Genomic DNA, 17,008 nt, shown 5'->3' on the forward strand with positions numbered 1-17,008 from the left:
CACAGAAAGCTAGGTCCAGATCAGCGAAAGCGAGTACACATCGTGACCAGCATCAGCATCAGCATCAGCATCATCGGCCTCGGGACTTACGCCCGCGCCGTCGGCACCCGCGCGGTCGAGGGTGGCAACGCCGTCGAGGTCATCGGCCGCGACGCGGCCAAGGCCAAGGACCTGGCCGCCGCGCTCGGCGGCGGCGCCACGGCCGGGACATTCGGCACAGCCCCGGCCGGCGACATCGTAATCCTCGCCGTCCCATACGCCAGCGCCGTGGACGTCGTCCGCCAATACGGGGACGCGCTGGCCGGCAAGATCATCATCGACATCTCCAACACCTTCACCGCACCCGACGACACTGAGCTGGTCACGTCTGACGGCTCTTCCGGTGCGCAGGAGATCGCCAAGGCCGTCCCGGCTAGCTCGCACGTCGTGAAGGCGTTCAACACCGTCTTCGGCCACATCCTGGCCCTGGGCCGCCCGCTGGACGTGCTCTTCGCCGGCGACGACGCTCGGGCCAAGGCAAGCGTGTCGGCGTTCATCGAGAGCCTCGGGCTGCGCCCGCTCGACGTCGGCGGCCTGGCGATGGCGCACTGGCTGGAAGGGACGGGACTGCTGATGATGGGGCTGGCCGGCCACGGCGCGGGGTTCAACATCGCCCTCGGCGTCGACGTTGTGAGCAACGTAAACGACGTGCCGGAACTGAGCACAGAGAAGATCACCCAGGTTGTCCGGTCGTATATCGAGTTGGCGGGACACGGGAGTGCTGCGGGACACAGGAGTGCTGACGAAGTGGCGGCCCTCTTTGCCGACAACGCAATCTTCGAGAGTCCAACCGGCGGCGACGTCCATCGCGGAATTGAAGCGATTCGCAGTGCCTATCACTCAATATGGGACGGCCGAGAGCAGCGAGTCGACCTAGTCTCGCTGAACGTGGCCGGCGGAGAAGCAGCCGTTCACGTGCAGGTCGTCTCTGCCGGCCAGCGTGTCGACGTTATCGACGTGATGACCTTCGACGAAGACGCCAAGATTTCGTCCTTGCGGACTTACTTCGGCCCGTCCAACGTAGTCACGCTGTAGTGAAACCCCTTTGTCGTCCGCGTGGCCTCCAGCATGGTTCTTGCGGCTTTGTGGCCGCGTCGTCTCGCGCGCTATCGACGCTCGTTCCTACCCCCCTCTGCGTCGACATTCTCGGCTGAGCGCACTCGCGCCCGGCTGCCTCGCGCCTTCCGCTGGCGGAGGTCCCCACACCACCATTTCTTCCGCCCCATCACTCACAAGGATGAAGTACATGCGCGTTTTGTTACTGGCGGGACCGGCCATTCCGGTTCACACATCATCCCCGAACTCATCGCCGCCGGGCACGAGGTGACAGGCCTTGCCCGATCGGATGCTTCCGCGGCGGCGCTGTCAGCGCTCGGCGCGACCGTCCGCCGTGGCGACCTTCAGGACCTTGACGGGCTCAAAGAGGCAGCGGCTGACTCCGACGGAGTCATCCATGTCGCGCACCGGCAAGACCTGCTTCCGTTTGGCGGGATGGACGCCGTGGCTGCGGCAGAAATCCCGGTCATGCTCGCCTACGGTGAGGCACTCGCGGGAACGGGAAAGCCGCTGGTCGTGGCGGGGAGCGTCGGCTCGTCCGGGCAGCTGGGCCGTCGGGCCACCGAGGAGGACCCGGCTCTGTTCGTCGATGATGAGCACAGGGGCACCCTGCGGGTGCGCAATGTCGTCGAAACCACCGTTATCGGCTTGGCCGAGCAGGGGGTGCGGTCTTCGGTCGTGAGGATCGCCAATATCGCGCATGGCACGAGCGACCGTGCCGGTTTCCTGCCCATGCTGATCGCGCTGGCAAATGAGCGTGGCTTCGCCGGCTACCCCGGAGACGGCGCGAACGTCTGGAACGCCGTGCACATCCGCGATATCGCTTTATTGTTCCGACTGGCGCTGGAAAAAGGTGAGGCTGGCCGATACTGGCACGCGGTCGAAGACGAAGGAATTCCCTTCCGCGAGATCGCCGAGGCCATCGGCAGCCGCCTGAGTTTGCCCGCCGTGAGCATTCCCCTGGACGAACTGATGCTGCCGGGGTACTTCGGATTCATGGCGAACATCGTTACGCAGAGTTACCCGACGTCCAACGTCATCACCCGGGAGGCCCTCGGCTGGGAACCCACACACCCCGGCCTGATCGCCGACTTGGACAACGGCCACTACCTCCCCGAGGGGCGCTCATGACAACCGTGGGAATCATCGGCAGCGGACAGATCGGCACCACTCTCGCGCGGCTCGCGATCGGCGCTGGGCATCGGGTGGTGCTCAGCAACTCGCGCGGTCCCGAAACGCTCGCGGCTACGGTCGCCGAACTCGGGCTACGGGCGTCCGCGGCGACGAGCGCGGAGGCCGCTGCGGCCGGCGACATCGTGGTGGTCACGGTGCCGGTCAGCGCGTTCCCGGATCTGCCCGTCGCGCCGCTGGCAGGGAAGATGGTCATCGACACCTGCAACTACGGCCCCGAGCGCGACGGGCACATCCCCGAGCTCGACGGTACGTCGCTCACCTCGAGCGAGCTGCTGCAGCGGTACATCCCGGACGCCCTGCTCGTGAAGGCGTTCAACAACGTCTTCTACAAGCACCTGCTGTCCCTCGCCCGCCCGGCGGGGGCGGCCGACCGCACGTACCTGCCGATCGCCGGCGACTCCGCGCCGGCGAAGGCGGCGGTGACCGAATTCATCGACTCCATCGGGTACAGCGTGATAAACGCTGGATCGCTGGCCGACAGCTGGCGGCAGGCGACGGGCACGCCGGTGTGGGGAACCCCGTACGGGCCGTACTCGGTCGAGTCGGGCCGGCCCGCCGGTGGGGACGCCATCCGCGCGGCGCTGGCCATCGCAACTCGATAGCCGCGGGCCGGTCTCTCTCCGCTTGCGCCGTAGGCGGGTTAGTCTAAGTGGGGCGGTGCACCGATTATGCAAAGCACCGCCCCACTTGCTAACCAGGGAGACATATGCGAGCCGATGCCAGAAAGAACTACGATCGCCTGCTCGTGGTCGCGCGCGAAGTCGTGACCGAGCACGGAGCCGATGCATCACTGCGTGACGTCGCCCGCAAAGCGGACGTCGGGCTCGGCACCCTCTACCGTCACTTTCCTACGCGAGAGGCGCTGATTGAGGCGTTGCTTCGTACAGACGTCGACGAACTGACGGCTCAGGCGGCCGACCTCGAGTTGTCGGGCACGCCGGAGGATGCGCTACTGACATGGTTCCGCGGCAGCGTTGCGATCACACACGAATACCGGGGTCTCTCGGGACTGCTGGTGGCCGCGCTCGAGGACACCGAATCCGCACTCAATGCCTCGTGCGTTGCGTTGCACGATGCGGGCACCCGGCTTCTCTATCGCGCTCAGGGCGCGGGCGTGGCGCGGGCCGACGTCGACGGCACTGACTTGTTCGCGCTGGTCGCAGCGGCTGCGTGGGTCTACGACCAGCCCTCGCTAGCGCCACGCGCGGACCATCTCTTCAGCGTGATATCGAGCGCAGTCCTGCCCAACGAAGCAAGCCATGTCGTCACTCAGGAACGCCCCGGGCCGCCACGCTGACTGCCTTCGGCGGCGAGTTCCGCCACGCCCAATGTTCCGCCTCGAGGCGTCATCAGCGTGTTGCAGGTGGGGAGGCTGTCCCTGTGTGCAGACGCTCCACTTCCTGTGCCCGCTGACGGAGGCGGAAGGACTCACCGGACCAGGCTACGCCGGCCGCTTCGATCACGAGCGGATCAACCAGGGGCGGATGGATGGGAGCGCGTCCTCGCTGACTCTGTTCAGCGAGGTCTCGCTGAACTCTTCAGGCCGTCGATACCCGGGCTGCGATGGGCGGTGCCGGCGGCCTGGCTCCGCCCATCCTGGGTGGAGAGAACGGTGGACCGGCCGACATTGCGCAGCCGCCCGTCGACCGGCAAGCCCGTGACGAACGCCTGCGGCCGTATCGACGGGCCTATAACAGCCGCGCACGGCGCGCTGTCCGCCGGCTGCTCGGCCCCCGGGCCCGGGGGCTCAGCCGGTGAATTCGTTGGCACCGAGGGCGAAGTCCCAGTGGCCAACCCCGTTGCCGGCGAGGCCTACCGTGACCACACCCACTCCTTCCAGCCAGTGCGCCATTTTCAGGCCGCCGACGTCCAGCGGGCGCAGCCCGAGGCTGCCGATGAATGCCGCCACATCCGCCTTGGCGTGCGCATTGTCGCCCGCGATGAAGACGTCGGGCCGGCCCTTCTCCAGGACATTACGGAAGACGGTGTTGAATGCCTTCACCACGCTGGCGCCGGCCGGGGCCACCTTGGCGACTTCCTGCGCGATCGAGGTCTCCTCGCTGTGGGCCAGTCCGTCAAACGTGGCGTTGAAGGGGTTGCTGATGTCTACGATGACCTTGCCCTCGAGGGCATCTCCGTACGCGGCGACGACCGGAACGACTCCGTCATACAACAGGGCCGTGATGACAATGTCCCCGGCGGGGATGGCGCCCCACTTGCCTGTCGTCGCACCGCCGCCCAGAGCATTGGCCAGGCCATCGGCCTTGGACTGATCGCGTCCCATGACCTCGACGGTATTGCCGCCCGCCACCGCGAGCGTGCCGATGGTACGGGCCATGTTCCCCGTACCGATTAGTGTGATGCTGCTCATAAGGGTGTGCTCTTTTCTTTGTTCTTCGAGGTGTCGCCCTGTCTCATTCGTGCGCGTTCGAGATCAGTTCGTTGTGGCGACGGGCTTTTTGGGGTGTGCCCGCGGCATTCCTGGTGCTTGATTCAGATCACTGTGGTGCCGCCGTCGGCGACCAGCTCCTGGCCATTGACGTAGCTCGAGTCGTCCGAGGCGAGGAACAACGCGACCGACGCGATCTCTTCAGGGCGGCCCATCTCTCGCCGCGGGATCACAGACGCGAACATCTCTTTCAACTCCGGGCTCAACACATCGCCCATCATCGGCGTGGCGACCGAGCCGGGGGTCAGAACGTTCACCCGAATCTTCCTGTCCCTCAGCTCGGCAACCCACACCCGTGCGAAGGCGGGAAGCACGGCCTTGCTCGCTGCATACACGCTCCAATCCGGGTAGCCCCGAAGCGACGCGTTGGACCCGGTCATAAAGATCGAGCCTCCATCGCTCAACAACGGCAGCGCCTTCTGGACAGTGAACAGAGTGCCGCGTGCGTTCAGCGTGAAGGCCTCGTCGAACTGCTCCTCGGTGATGTCGCCGAGCTTGCTCTGCGCCCCGCCCCCAGCACTTGCCCACAGCACGTCGATCGTGCCTTTTTCCTGCTTAACCGTCTCGAACAAACGGTCCAGATCAGCGAGATTGGCCGAATCGGCCTGCACACCGGTCACGTTCTGGCCGATCAGCTTGACCGCGTCGTCCACCGCGTCCTGCCGCCGGCCCGAAATGAAGACGTAAGCGCCTTCATCAACGAACAACTTCGCACCGGCCAGTGCCATCCCGCTTGTCGCGCCTGTGATTACCGCAACCTTGCCATCGAGCTTTCCCATGATTACTCCATTCAATCGCCGTGCCGATGTTATGTACACCGATCTGCGTACTTAACTTATAGGGCGGCCGTGCCGGGCGTCAAGCTATGCACACCGATCGGTACCACCTGGGGTATGCTGGGGCGTATGACGGAGTTGGAGAAGGGGCCGCGAGGCCTGCGCCGCGGCAGGGGCGCACGAGAACGCATCCTCGGCGCGTCACAGCAGCTGTTCGGTGACCAAGGCATCAACTGCACCGGCATGGACCAGCTATGCGCGGTGGCCGGAGTGTCCAAGCGGACGCTCTACCAGCACTTCGCCGGCAAGGACGAGCTGATCGCCGAGTACCTGCGCCGATTCGATCCCGACATCCTGCCCGAAGTCTTCGACCGCACCGACCTCCCACCCCGCGAACGACTCCTCGCCGTCTTCGATATCCACTCACCCCTGTGTCCGTTCATCGCGGCGGCCGTCGAGATCCAGGACCCGGACCACCCGGCACGAGTACTCGCCAGTGACTACAAGAAGGCATTTGCGGCGCGGCTCACCGAAACGGCCCGCGAGGCCTGCGCCGACGACCCCGAACAGCTCGGCGAGCAACTGGCGCTACTCCTGGACGGCGCCTCGGCCCGCAGCCGGGTCCTCAACACCGACGCCTTCGCCGCCGCCGCCGCCATCGCCGCCGTCCTCGTCGACAACGCCATCCCCGCAGCATCGGCACCGGCCACCGCTTCGCTTAGGAACTGACCGGCCTGCAAAGCCGCCCAGAACCGCTGCGCCAACTCAGGCCGATACGCCGACGACAACTGCGCCACAACACTCTTCACCCGCTAAGTGTTGCGACCACCGCAAGAACCCAAGGATCGGCTTACGCGCATTGGGGTGACATGTAACGCTGCGAAAAGGCCGCCATTTATCGCTGCGAACCACAGTCGACTCCACCGTGGGTTTTTCGGTGAACTGTTCGATGACGGAGCCCTATGTGACGCACTCATCTACATGTCTAAATTTTTGGTCGGCTATGCCCGTGTGTCCACGGAAGAGCAAGACGTCACCGCCCAACGTGATGCCCTGGCTGCCCTTGGCGTTGAGCCGGAACGCGTCTATGGTGATCACGGCTTCACCGGCAGGAACAAGAATCGCGCCGGATTTCGCGAAGCCCTCGCTGCGTGCCGGGCCGGAGATACGTTCGTCGTGACCAATCTCGACCGCCTGGCCCGTTCTGTTCGGGACGCTCACGAAATTGCAGACGACCTCGCCAGCCGCGAAATCAAACTCATCATCAGTGGCTCCGTCCATGGCCCCACCGACCCAATGGGCAAACTGCTGTTCAGCGTCCTGGTGATGATCTCCGAGTTCGAAGCCGACCTCATCAGCATGCGCAGCCACGGAGGAATGAAGGTCGCCAAGGCCAACGGACGGCTTCGGGGAAAACAGCCAAAGCTCACCGTGAAACAGGAAGCCCACCTTCTGGGACTGCACGATGTGGGGAAATACACCATGGCCTAACTGGCCGAGCCATTCTCCATCAGCCGATCCACCATCTACCGGGCCATTGAATGCGGACAACGCAGGGCAGCCGAGCCAGTACGCTCCTGAGAATTGCATGTGACTTCTGATTGGCTCACTCAATGTGAAGTTAGGCCAAGGCTCGAAGGCTCCGTCCGCGATCCCACGGACTCCGTCGGTGCCGATTCCGCCATTCAATGCCGGAATCGGCACCGACACACCCTAAACGTGAATTTCCGTACCGATCCTCTTCAGACCCCCATCCGCCCCGAGTTCCGGGGCAGGCGGGGCCTGCCGGAACCGTGACTCGATCCGCTGGCCGGCGTAGCAGCCGCCAACGATCAGTGCTGCGCCGAGGGCGCCGAGCCAGCCGAGCGTTTCCCCGGCGAGCAGCACGCCGGCGAGCACCGCCCAGACCGGCTCGGTGCCCATCAGCAGGCTGGCCCGTGAGGCAGAGGTGCGCCGCACCGCCCACAGCTGCACCACGAACGCGAACACGCTGGCGGCCAGTCCCAGGAACAGCACGCCCAGCCAGCCTGACGGGCCAAAGGCAAAGGCGGCTGCCACCATCCCCGTTGGGTCCAGGGCAATCCCGGCCACAGCGCAAACGACGGATTGGATAAGCGTCACGGTGACGGAGCTGTAGGGCTTGTTTCGGGTCAGTGCACCCAGCAGCGTCACGTGGAAGGCCCGCACGGCAGCCGCCGCCAGCATCAGCAGGTCTCCTGGATTGGGCGTCCGGAAGCCGTCACCGGAAACCAACAGTGCCACGCCCACCACACCCACTACGGCCGCCACAAAGAATCCCGGCGGCAGCCACCTCCGCGTGGCCACGGAATCCAGCAGCGGCGTGAACACCACGGTCAGGCTGATGATCAGCCCGGCATTGGCGGCTCGGGTCTGGGCAACGCCATAAGTCTCGAGGAACAGCACCGCGGCCTGCGTCAGCCCCAGCAGTGCCCCGGTTCCCAACTCCGCCCGTCCGGGCCTGCGCCGCACCCGCCAGGCCCACAAGGCGCCCAGTGCCAGCGATGCCACCAAAAACCGCCAGCCCAGCACGGCCGGCACTGACGCGGCGAGCGTGAGGTCCTTGGCCACCAGATAGCTTGCCCCCCACACCACGGCAACCGCCAGCAGTGCCACGTCAATGCCAAACACGCGGCCAAAACGGCTCCATAAATTGTTCACCCTCCCATCCTGAATCGAAAAACACATTAGTACCAGATGCAAATGCAGTGCCTAATACATTAGTTTGGACTTATGGAAATAGGTCAATTGCGGGCACTGCGCGAGGTGCAGGCAAGGGGAAGCATCGCCGCGGCCGCGACGGCACTGCACGTCACGGCGTCGTCCGTTTCCCAGCAGCTTTCGGCATTGCAGCGCAAGGCGGGGACGGCGCTGACCTACAAACAGGGCCGCCGCACCGCGCTGACACCGGCGGGCCTGGCGCTCTGCCATGCCGCAGCGGACGTGGAGGTGGCGCTCGCGCGGGCAGACACGGCCGTGGAGCGGTTCGCCGCCGACGCCGAAGCCCCGGTTAGCGTGGCTGCTTTCCACAGCGCGGGGCTGGCCCTGTTCCGCCGGCTTGAGGAAGCGGTGGCAGGCAGCGGCGGCCCACGGCTGGCCCTCTCCGACGAGGACGTGGCCCAACAGGACTTTGCGGCGTTGGCGGCCGACTATGACCTGGTGATCGCCCACCGGCTGGCCAACAGTCCCCCCTGGCCTGCCACGGTGCACGCCACTGCGCTGGCCCTTGAACCGCTGGACGTGGCTGTCGGCGCCGGCCACCGGCTGGCCCGGCGCAGGAGCCTGGTCCCGGCGGACCTGCGCGGTGAGCAATGGATTTCGGTGCACCGCGGCTTCCCGCTGGAAGGGGCCATCGAGATGATCGGCACGCTGGCGGGGGAGGAGGCCGCCATCGCGCACCGGATCAACGAGTTCATAGTCGCCGCGTCGGTGGTGGAGCGCGGCTCCTGTGTCTCGCTCATGCCGCGGTACACGGTGAACCGACAATATTTCCCGCAGCTGGTGCTTGTCCCGCTTCGCATGCCGAAACTGGGCCGGCACATCGACATCCTGGCGAGGCCGGAAGCCCTGGAGCGCACCGGTGTGCAGCTGGTCATCCGGGCCCTGCAGGGAGTCATGGCGGAACTCATGGACGCCGGGGCACTGGCCGCGCCGATACGCTAGAACCATGCCCAAACCCCTGCCGCCCCAGACCACGTCCGGGCCAGCGCCCGGGCCATCGACCTCGCGGCAGATCCTGCACCTGGCGGTCCCGGCCTTTGGAGCGCTCATCGCCGAACCGCTGTTCCTGCTCGCCGACTCCGCCATCGTGGGCCACCTGGGCGTTGCACAACTGGCCGGCGCCGGCCTGGCCGCAACGGTGCTGCAGACCGCCGTCGGACTCATGGTGTTCCTGGCATATTCCACGACACCCGCCGTTGCGCGGCTGCTCGGTGCCGGACGCCGGGCAGAGGCCCTGGCGGTGGGCCGCGACGGCCTTTGGCTGGCACTGGGACTCGGGCTGGTCCTGGCCGCCGCAGGATGGTTCACGGCAGGCCCCCTCCTGTCGGCCATGGGCGCGGGCGGCGAGGTCCTGGGTTTTGCCCATGAGTACCTCGTTGTGAGCATGGCGGGCATCCCGGCCATGCTGCTGGTCCTGGCAGCCATGGGAGTACTGCGCGGACTGCAGGACACCCGGACGCCGCTGCTGGTGGCCGGGGTCGGCTTCGCCGTGAACATCGCCTTGAACTTCACCTTCGTCTACGGACTTCACCTGTCGGTGGGCGGCGCCGCGCTCGGCACGGTCCTGGCGCAGTGGGGGATGGCCGCGGTGTACCTGGTCATTGTGGTGCGGGCCGCCCGCGGGGAAAGCGTGGGCCTGCGCCCCGACTGGGCCGGCGTGCGCGCTGTTTCCCGTGTGGGCGGCTGGCTCATGGTGCGCACGCTCTCGCTGCGGCTGGCCATCCTCGCCACCGTCCTGGTGGCCACCTCGCAGGGCCCCGTGAACCTCGCCGCGCACCAGCTGGCCATGACGCTGTTCACGCTCCTGGCCTTCGCCCTTGACGCCCTCGCCATCGCCGCCCAGGCCCTCATCGGAAGGGAGCTCGGCGCGAACAACGTCCCCGCCGTGCGCGCACTCACCCGCACCATGACCTGGTGGGGCGTGGGCTTTGGGGTGGTCACGGGGCTGGCCCTGTGGGCGGCGGCCCGGGGCGTGGGCTGGCTGTTCACCAACGACGCCGGTGTCCACCAGGCGCTCGCGGCCGCCTTGGTCGTCATGGCCGTTGGGCAGCCGCTGGCGGGCTACGTCTTTGTGCTGGACGGCGTGTTGATCGGCGCCGGCGACGCCCGCTATCTGGCCCTGGCGGGGCTGGCCAACCTCGTGGTGTACCTGCCGCTGCTCTGGTGGGTCAGTTCGGCGTCCCTGGGCGACAGCCCCGTGGCCCTGACCTGGCTGTGGGCGGCGTTCAGCCTGGGCTACATGGCGGCCCGCGGCCTGACCCTGGGCCTGCGCGCCCGGACGGGCCGGTGGATGCAGGTGGGAGTGCCCGCCGGCCGCGGCTAGACTTGTCGGGTGAGTGATACTGCCGTGCCGCAAGGCGCAAATTCAACCGTGACCAGCACCCCCATGGCCCAATTGTGGCAGCCGGTGCTGTTCCGCTCCATGGTCACCCTGCTCTTTGGCATCATCACCGTATTTTTCGGGGCCCCGGACACGCTGGGCCTGTGCCTGAACTTTGGTTGGTACTTCCTGGTCCTGGCGGGCTCGCATTACTGGTTTGTGCGCCGCCTGGCGCTGCCCCGTGGCGACACCAAGCACCTGGCCCTTTTGGGTGCCGCAGCGCTTCAGGCCGTGGCCGGCGTCGTGATCTTTATTTCCGTCAACACGGTTCTGGCGGCCTGGCTGGGAGGCGCGGCGCTGCTGCTCATGGGTGCCGCGGAGCTGTTCGCGGCGCTCACCTCGGCGCGGTCGCAGCTGCGCAGCGACTGGCTGATCTCCGGCGTGCTGGGCCTGGGCACCGGCCTGCTGCTGCCCTTTTTCATCAACGCGGGGCCGCACGCGCTCCTGGGCGTCAGCGGGGGCGGTGCGCTCATGACCGGGGCGCTCTGGCTATTGTCGGCCCTCACCCTGCGCCATGACGTCCGGACGCCAAAACGAAAGTAAACTAATCACTAAGTGTTCTACTTTGCGTAGAATTCACCGAGGTGAACCGGTGCCAACCAATAAAGAAGGATCCATCGTGGGCAATGCAGAGCCACAGAACCCGAAGTCGGGCAATTCCATCAAGTTCCCCCTGAGCTTTTCCTTTGCTCTCGGCGCCGTGGCCGGCATTGTGGTGCTGGTGGCTTCCGCCGGCGGCACCGAGCACGGGCTGCGCTGGGACCTTGGCGGCATCGCGTTTGGCATCGCCTTCATCGCCTCGCTGCTGATCTCCTCACTGCTGGTCATGGGCCACAAGGAAAACCCCGACTACCTCAGTGAGGGCTCGGGCGTGAACCGCAAGTCATCCGACCGCATGCCCGGCGCCAAGCCGGCTGCCACGCAGACCCCGGAACGGAAGAATGACGGCGGCACCCCCGCCACCTGATCCCCGCCACGGGCGCGGGCTGCGGTAACCGTCCGTTCAATCCCGCAGGGCCGCCAAACTGGACGTGATGCGCCCGAACACGGCCGCGTCCACCACGACTCCATGGCGCTTGAGCGCTAAAACGGCCGCGCCCACCACGCCGTCACGGACCAACACCGGAACTGCACCCGTGCTGCCGGCAGGCGCGTGCAGGGCCAACTCCGCCATGACGGCGGCCGCCACCGTGCCGCCCTTGGTCAGCACGCTGCCGCCGAACACGAGCGGCCCGTCCTCCCTCCCGGTGGTGACCGCCAGCAGCGTCCGGGCAAGTGCGGCAGCCGCACGGTCAATGATGTCCCGGGCAACGGCGTCGTCCACTGCTTCAAAGACCAGCGGCGCAAATCGTGAGAGTTCAATCGGCGCCAGCCCATACGTCTTGGCGATCAGTTGCTGCTGGGCACCCACGCGGCCCTGGGTCCGCAAGGAGCGGTCCGCCGTGATGGCCAGCTCCGCCAGCAACAGCTCCGTCAGTGCCGTGGCCTGCTCGCGTCCGTCCAGGGCGGCAGCGACCGCGCGCACCACCTCCCGGCCCAGCCAAAAGCCGGCACCATTGTCGCCCAGCAGCCATCCTGTCCCGTCTGCCACCGCGGCGAGTTGGCTGCCCGCCACGCGCGCCGCCACGGCACCGGTTCCGGCGATCAGCGCATAACCATCGTCTTGATGACTTCCGGAATAAAAAGTCCCTAAAAGATCAGATTCGATCACCACGTCTTGGAGGAGGCCCAGCGCGGCGAACCGTTCGCGGAACAAGCCCACCGGAAGTTCAAGGGACGCGCCGGCCATGGCGACGGTGACCGAGTGGAGCGGTGCGTCGGAGCCTCCGAGTGCTGTGGCGGAGGCCCTCAGCTGGGCGTCGACGGCACCGTCAAATCCGCGGGAAACCGGGTTTCCACCACCCGAAACGCCATAGCCCAGGCAGTCCCCGGAAGCCATCACCAGGACGGCCCTGGTGGACGTTCCACCAGCGTCAATTGCAAGGTAATTCTGCATCGTTACCATTCTGTGCCTTAGTTGTGACTTGACTTACATCCACGATGATAATAGTTTTCAGTTAGTTGCCACCAAAAAGAAACGGATTTTCATATGTCGACATTCACGCCCTCCAAGGCAGTGGTGAATGCTGCCGGCGTGGTGAACCGCATTCAGGCCAAGCTACCCGATATGCCGGCGGCAATGGCCAAGATTGGCACGTTTCTTTTGGAGCATCCACAGGCACCCCTGGAGCTTTCCATCATGGAGCTGGCCGGGCAGACCAAGACCTCCCCGGCCACCGTGACCCGCTTCTGCCGCCTGCTGGGTTACACCGGCTACGTGCCGTTCCGCGTAAGCATCGCCTCCGACGTCGGACGCAGCGACGCCCGCGAATCCTGGAAGGCGGACATCGGCCGCGCATTCGGTCCCGACGACTCGGCCCGCGACGTCCTGAGCTCGCTGGTGAACGCCCATACGCGTTCGCTGGAGGAAACGGCCGCCGTCATGGACCTGGCCCTGATGAACAAGATTGCCCGGCGCATCGCCATGAGTACGCACGTGGACATTTACGGAATTGGCGGCAGCGCCGTCATGGCCAAGGAGCTGCAGTCGCGCCTGTACCGCATCGGCGTCAACGCCCACCACTGGTCAGAAGTCCATGCCGGGCTCACCAGCGCCGCCATTCAGGACACCAACTCGGTGGCCATCGGCATTTCCAACACGGGCCGCACCGAAGAGACCATCCAGATGCTCCGTGAGGCCGGTGAGGCCGGCGCCTTGACCATCGCGTTGAGCAACAATCCCGGATCCCCCTTGGCTGAAAGTGCCGATGAGGCCATCATCACCTCCGTCCACGAACAGTTCCTGCAGCCGGACGATCTCTCCGCCAAGCATGTGCAGCTGCTGGTCCTTGACATGATCTACCTGCTGGTGGCCCAGGTGAATTTCACCCAAACCACCTCCACGCTGGCCGCCTCCGCCGCCGCCGTGGCCCCGCACCGCCGCCCCACCCGGGCCGCGCGCCTGGAACTGGGCAGCCACCGGGGGCCGCGCAATAACGGAAGGAACAGCAGCCATGTCTGAGTCCATCACGGCATTTAGCCGCCAAGTCTGCTCCCGTCTGGAGAAGATCACCAGTTGGGCGGCGGGCGGCGGCCTGGACGCAGCGGCAACCGCGTTGGCGGAAACCTTGGCCGGCGGCGGTGTCATCCAGGCGTTTGGCACCGGCCATTCCGAGGCCTTTGCCATGGAAATTGCAGGCCGTGCCGGCGGGTTGATTCCCACCAGCAAGATCGCGTTGCGGGACCTGGTCCTGCACGGCACGCGTGAGGTTGCTGCCCTGGGCACCTTGGAAGGGTCCGTCCTGGAGCGGGACAGCAGTGTGGCGGAGGAGCTTTTTGACCTCTCGCCGGTGGATCCCCGGGACATCTTCATCATTGCCTCCAACTCCGGCGTCAACGCCTCGATAGTAGGTTTGGCGCTGGTTGCCAAGGCGCGCGGTCACAAGGTGATCGCCGTCACCAGCCTGGCACACACCAATGCCGTTGAAACAAAACACCCCAGTGGGATGCGTCTCAGCGAAATTGCGGATATTGTTATCGATAACAAGGCACCTTTTGGTGATACAACCCTTGAAGTTTCCGACGGAGGAGGTGTGGGTGCAGTGTCATCGATAACAGGAGCGTACATCGCGCAGCTGTTGACGATTGAGACCGTCCAATGCCTGATCCGTGCGGGGAGAAAACCGCCCATCTATATTTCAGCAAACATCCCGGGCGGAGATGACCACAACAACGCTCTGGTGGGCCAATATGCCGGCCGGCTCAGGCGTGAGGCGTGAAACTCAACGGCAGGACAGTTGACGAAAAGCGTTGACCGCGTGAAGTCAGCAGCATGAGCAGCAGGACCCGTACAAAAAGTACAAAGCAGTACCTTTTTTTAGCGTTCGTACCATCAACGGAAGGCAGTACACAAAATGAGTATTTTGAACAAGCCGCTGCAGCGACGCGGATTCCTCCGCGGCGCCCTGGCCACCGCCGTGATTGTTCCCCTTGGCGGGGCCCTGGCTTCCTGTGCCGGCGGCGGCAGCTCAAGTCCCAGCTCGGCAGCAACGGGCGAGATGTCGGCAACGAACCCTTTCGGGGTGGCCAAGAACGCCACCCTTGACGCTGTCATCTTCAAGGGCGGCTACGGGATTGACTACGTCGACTTCGCCGGCAAGATCTTCTCCAAGAACTACCCCGATTCCAAGGTCCAGATCAACCCGTCCACCGACATCGCCCAGCAACTCCAGCCCCGCTTCGTGGGTGGCAACCCGCCGGACCTGATCGACAACTCCGGCGCCAAGTCCATCGGCTTCAGCACCATCCTGGACCAGCTCGAGGACCTGACTTCCATTACCGAGGCCAACAACCTCGAGGGCACTAAGATCTCCGACACCCTGTACGACGGGGTCCTGGCACCGGGCACCTTCAGCGGCAAGCTGGCAGCCATCAACTACGTGCTGACCGTCTATGCCATCTGGTACTCCAAGTCGCTCTTCGACGCCAACGGCTGGAAGGTCCCCACCACGTGGGACGAGGCCATGGCGCTTGGCGCCCAGGCCAAAGCCAAGGGCAAGTACCTCTTCGTCTGGGGCAAAGAAGCTGCAACCTACTATCAGGAAATGGCCATCGCCTCCGCCATCAAGGACGGCGGGGACCAGGTGCGGCTGGATCTGGAAAACCTGACGGCGAACTCATGGTCCGCTCCGGCGCTGCAGGCCGTGTTCAGCGCATTGGAAAAGATCGTCAAGGCCGGCTATGTCAAGCCCGGTGGCTCCGGCACCCAATTCACCGCCGCGCAGGCCCAGTGGAGCAACAACCAGGACGCCCTGCTGTACCCGTCCGGCTCCTGGATTGAGAACGAGATGAAGGACCAGACCAAGGCGGACTTCAAGATGACCGGCGCACCCGTGCCGGTGGGGACCGCCAGCCCGAAGATGGCACAGACGGGCCTGCACTCCGCTGCCGGCGAGCCCTACATTGTTCCCACCAAGGGTGCGGACGTGGCGGCGGGCAAGGAACTGCTGCGCATCATGCTCTCCAAGGACGCAGCAACAAACTTCGCCAAGACCAAGCTTGCCCCCACCGTGGTCAAGGGCACCGTCCCCGCCGACGGCTTTGGCTCCACGGCGCTGGTGTCCCAGACGGCAATGCTCGATGCGGCAAAGAAGGACATTTTCACCTGGAACTTCATCGACCTTTACGGCATGAACGGCGACATGCTGGTGGTCTGGAACTCCTTCCTTGATGGCAAGCTGGACACTGCCGGCTTGACCAAGGGCCTGCAGCAGATCTCTGACAAGGTTCGCAACGACAGCTCGGTGACTAAGATTGAAGTGAAGTGACACAAGTCAGCCATAGCGTCAAACCGGACAGCGGCGTTCCCGCCGCTGTCCGGCGGCGCCGGAAAAAATTGACGTTTGACAAGATCAGCTTCATGGCCGTCTTCCTGGGCGTGCCGTTGGTGATCTATCTGGTGTTTGTCATCTCGCCGTTTGCCCAGGCGGTGTATTACTCGCTCACCAGCTGGAGCGGCTTCAACAACAAGATGCCGTTCATTGGCTTGGAAAACTACGTCAAGCTGTTCCAGGACAACATCTTCATGATTGCCGTGCGGAACAGCATCATCCTGGCCGTCTTCCTGCCCGTGATCACAGTCATCCTCAGCCTGATCCTGGCCACCCTGGTCACCATTGGCGGCAGCAGCCGCGGCCAGATCAAGGGCCTGCGGGGGGCAGGGTTCTACCGCATCATCTCCTTTTTCCCCTATGTGATCCCCGCCGTCGTCATCGGCATCATCTGGGGACGGATCTACGATCCCAGCGCGGGGCTGCTCAACGGCATCCTGACCGGCGTCGGCCTGGACGGCTTCGACTCCTACCCGTGGCTGGGCGATTCCCGCACCGCCATGGTGGCGTCCATGGTGGTGATTGTGTGGGGCTTCGTGGGTTTCTACATGATCTTGTTCATCGCCGCCATCAAGGGCATCCCGGCGGAAACGTATGAGGCGGCACGCATTGACGGCGCGGGCCGTTTCCGCACCGCCATCAGCATCACCATCCCGCTGATCCGCGACAACATCCAGACCGCTTACATCTACATGGGCATACTGGCACTGGACGCGTTTGTCTACATGTCTGTCCTGAACTCCGGCGGCGGCCCGGAGAACTCCACCCTGGTGATTTCCCAAAAGCTGTTCACCACGGCGTTCAACAAGGGACAGTTCGGCCTGGCCTGTGCCATGGGCGTTGTCCTGGCGGGTCTCACCTTGATTTTCTCGGCGCTTGTTTTCCTCGTGAACCGGCTCACCGGCGGCAGCAAGGACGTGTCTGAATAATGTCACTTAAACTTTCC

At 65.0% G+C, this 17,008-nt stretch carries 16 protein-coding genes and 2 pseudogenes; 14 read left to right on the plus strand and 4 right to left on the minus strand.

Translation table 11 applies throughout. The annotated features are described in order from the left end of the window. Positions 1–42: 42 nt before the first annotated feature. The 4 genes from CVV68_RS23435 to CVV68_RS07550 all read left to right on the plus strand — a co-directional run bounded on the left by CVV68_RS23435 (position 43) and on the right by CVV68_RS07550 (position 3,586). The gene (locus CVV68_RS23435) at positions 43–1,074 is read left to right on the plus strand and encodes an NAD(P)-binding domain-containing protein (protein WP_211320751.1); all 1,032 of its coding nucleotides are present in this window, start codon (positions 43–45) and stop codon (positions 1,072–1,074) included. Between the two features lie 33 nt (positions 1,075–1,107). Then, positions 1,108–2,226, plus strand: coding sequence for an SDR family oxidoreductase (locus tag CVV68_RS07540; RefSeq protein ID WP_110500465.1), 1,119 nt, complete (start codon positions 1,108–1,110; stop codon positions 2,224–2,226). Continuing rightward, positions 2,223–2,891 carry an NADPH-dependent F420 reductase gene (locus CVV68_RS07545; protein WP_211320752.1) on the plus strand — a complete coding sequence of 223 codons (669 nt, stop codon included), beginning with the start codon at positions 2,223–2,225 and terminating at the stop codon, positions 2,889–2,891. Before CVV68_RS07540 ends, CVV68_RS07545 begins: the two co-directional genes overlap by 4 nt. Positions 2,892–2,995: 104 nt before the next feature. Then, entirely contained in the window at positions 2,996–3,586 is a 591-nt protein-coding gene (locus CVV68_RS07550) for a TetR/AcrR family transcriptional regulator (protein WP_110500387.1), read from the plus strand. Positions 3,587–4,036: 450 nt separating this feature from the next. Here CVV68_RS07550 and CVV68_RS07555 read toward each other — a convergent pair. Continuing rightward, positions 4,037–4,666, minus strand: a pseudogene (locus CVV68_RS07555) (NADPH-dependent F420 reductase); the annotation flags it as partial. 116 nt (positions 4,667–4,782) lie between these two features. Then, positions 4,783–5,517: an SDR family NAD(P)-dependent oxidoreductase gene (locus tag CVV68_RS07560; protein ID WP_110500389.1), complete on the minus strand. Its 735-nt coding sequence runs from the start codon at positions 5,515–5,517 to the stop codon at positions 4,783–4,785. Positions 5,518–5,643: 126 nt separating this feature from the next. Between CVV68_RS07560 and CVV68_RS07565 the strand changes: the two genes are divergently transcribed. After that, positions 5,644–6,243, plus strand: a complete 600-nt coding sequence (locus CVV68_RS07565; protein ID WP_110500390.1) for a TetR/AcrR family transcriptional regulator — start codon at positions 5,644–5,646, stop codon at positions 6,241–6,243. Positions 6,244–6,495: 252 nt separating this feature from the next. Then, positions 6,496–7,095: pseudogene (locus CVV68_RS07570) on the plus strand (recombinase family protein). 132 nt (positions 7,096–7,227) lie between these two features. Here the strand turns inward: CVV68_RS07570 and CVV68_RS07575 are convergent. Further along, positions 7,228–8,193 carry a DMT family transporter gene (locus CVV68_RS07575; RefSeq protein ID WP_245933405.1) on the minus strand — a complete coding sequence of 322 codons (966 nt, stop codon included), beginning with the start codon at positions 8,191–8,193 and terminating at the stop codon, positions 7,228–7,230. A 72-nt stretch (positions 8,194–8,265) separates the two neighbouring features. On the opposite strand from CVV68_RS07575, the gene CVV68_RS07580 reads away from it, so the two are divergent. The 4 genes from CVV68_RS07580 (at position 8,266) to CVV68_RS23835 (ending at position 11,600) form a co-directional block, all read left to right on the plus strand. Next, positions 8,266–9,195, plus strand: a complete 930-nt coding sequence (locus CVV68_RS07580) for a LysR family transcriptional regulator (protein WP_110500392.1) — start codon at positions 8,266–8,268, stop codon at positions 9,193–9,195. Positions 9,196–9,199: 4 nt separating this feature from the next. Beyond that, positions 9,200–10,576 carry an MATE family efflux transporter gene (locus CVV68_RS07585; RefSeq protein WP_110500393.1) on the plus strand — a complete coding sequence of 459 codons (1,377 nt, stop codon included), beginning with the start codon at positions 9,200–9,202 and terminating at the stop codon, positions 10,574–10,576. 9 nt (positions 10,577–10,585) lie between these two features. Beyond that, positions 10,586–11,176, plus strand: a complete 591-nt coding sequence (locus tag CVV68_RS07590) for a hypothetical protein (protein WP_146238852.1) — start codon at positions 10,586–10,588, stop codon at positions 11,174–11,176. Positions 11,177–11,252: 76 nt separating this feature from the next. Beyond that, on the plus strand, positions 11,253–11,600 hold the full coding sequence (locus CVV68_RS23835) for a hypothetical protein (protein WP_211320753.1): 348 nt from the start codon (positions 11,253–11,255) through the stop codon (positions 11,598–11,600). Positions 11,601–11,636: 36 nt separating this feature from the next. Here CVV68_RS23835 and CVV68_RS07600 read toward each other — a convergent pair whose 3' ends face one another. Continuing rightward, positions 11,637–12,629 (minus strand): N-acetylglucosamine kinase, encoded by a 993-nt coding sequence (locus tag CVV68_RS07600; protein ID WP_170133119.1) that lies wholly within the window; start codon positions 12,627–12,629, stop codon positions 11,637–11,639. 93 nt (positions 12,630–12,722) lie between these two features. Between CVV68_RS07600 and CVV68_RS07605 the strand changes: the two genes are divergently transcribed. The 4 genes from CVV68_RS07605 (at position 12,723) to CVV68_RS07620 (ending at position 16,991) form a co-directional block, all read left to right on the plus strand. Next, complete coding sequence (locus tag CVV68_RS07605; protein WP_110500396.1) at positions 12,723–13,694, plus strand: MurR/RpiR family transcriptional regulator; 972 nt, start codon at positions 12,723–12,725, stop codon at positions 13,692–13,694. Next, the gene (locus CVV68_RS07610) at positions 13,687–14,451 is read left to right on the plus strand and encodes a sugar isomerase domain-containing protein (protein ID WP_110500397.1); all 765 of its coding nucleotides are present in this window, start codon (positions 13,687–13,689) and stop codon (positions 14,449–14,451) included. The genes CVV68_RS07605 and CVV68_RS07610 overlap by 8 nt, the downstream gene beginning before the upstream one ends. 135 nt (positions 14,452–14,586) lie before the next feature. Beyond that, a complete protein-coding gene (gene ngcE / locus CVV68_RS07615) occupies positions 14,587–15,999 on the plus strand; it encodes an N-acetylglucosamine/diacetylchitobiose ABC transporter substrate-binding protein (RefSeq protein WP_110500398.1) in 1,413 nt (470 codons plus the stop codon). 92 nt (positions 16,000–16,091) lie between these two features. Beyond that, a complete protein-coding gene (locus CVV68_RS07620; RefSeq protein ID WP_110500467.1) occupies positions 16,092–16,991 on the plus strand; it encodes a carbohydrate ABC transporter permease in 900 nt (299 codons plus the stop codon). Positions 16,992–17,008 lie beyond the last annotated feature (17 nt).

Origin of the sequence: Arthrobacter livingstonensis, from assembly GCF_003219815.1 — a bacterium.
In the GTDB taxonomy this organism is placed as follows: Bacteria; Actinomycetota; Actinomycetes; order Actinomycetales; family Micrococcaceae; genus Specibacter; species Specibacter livingstonensis.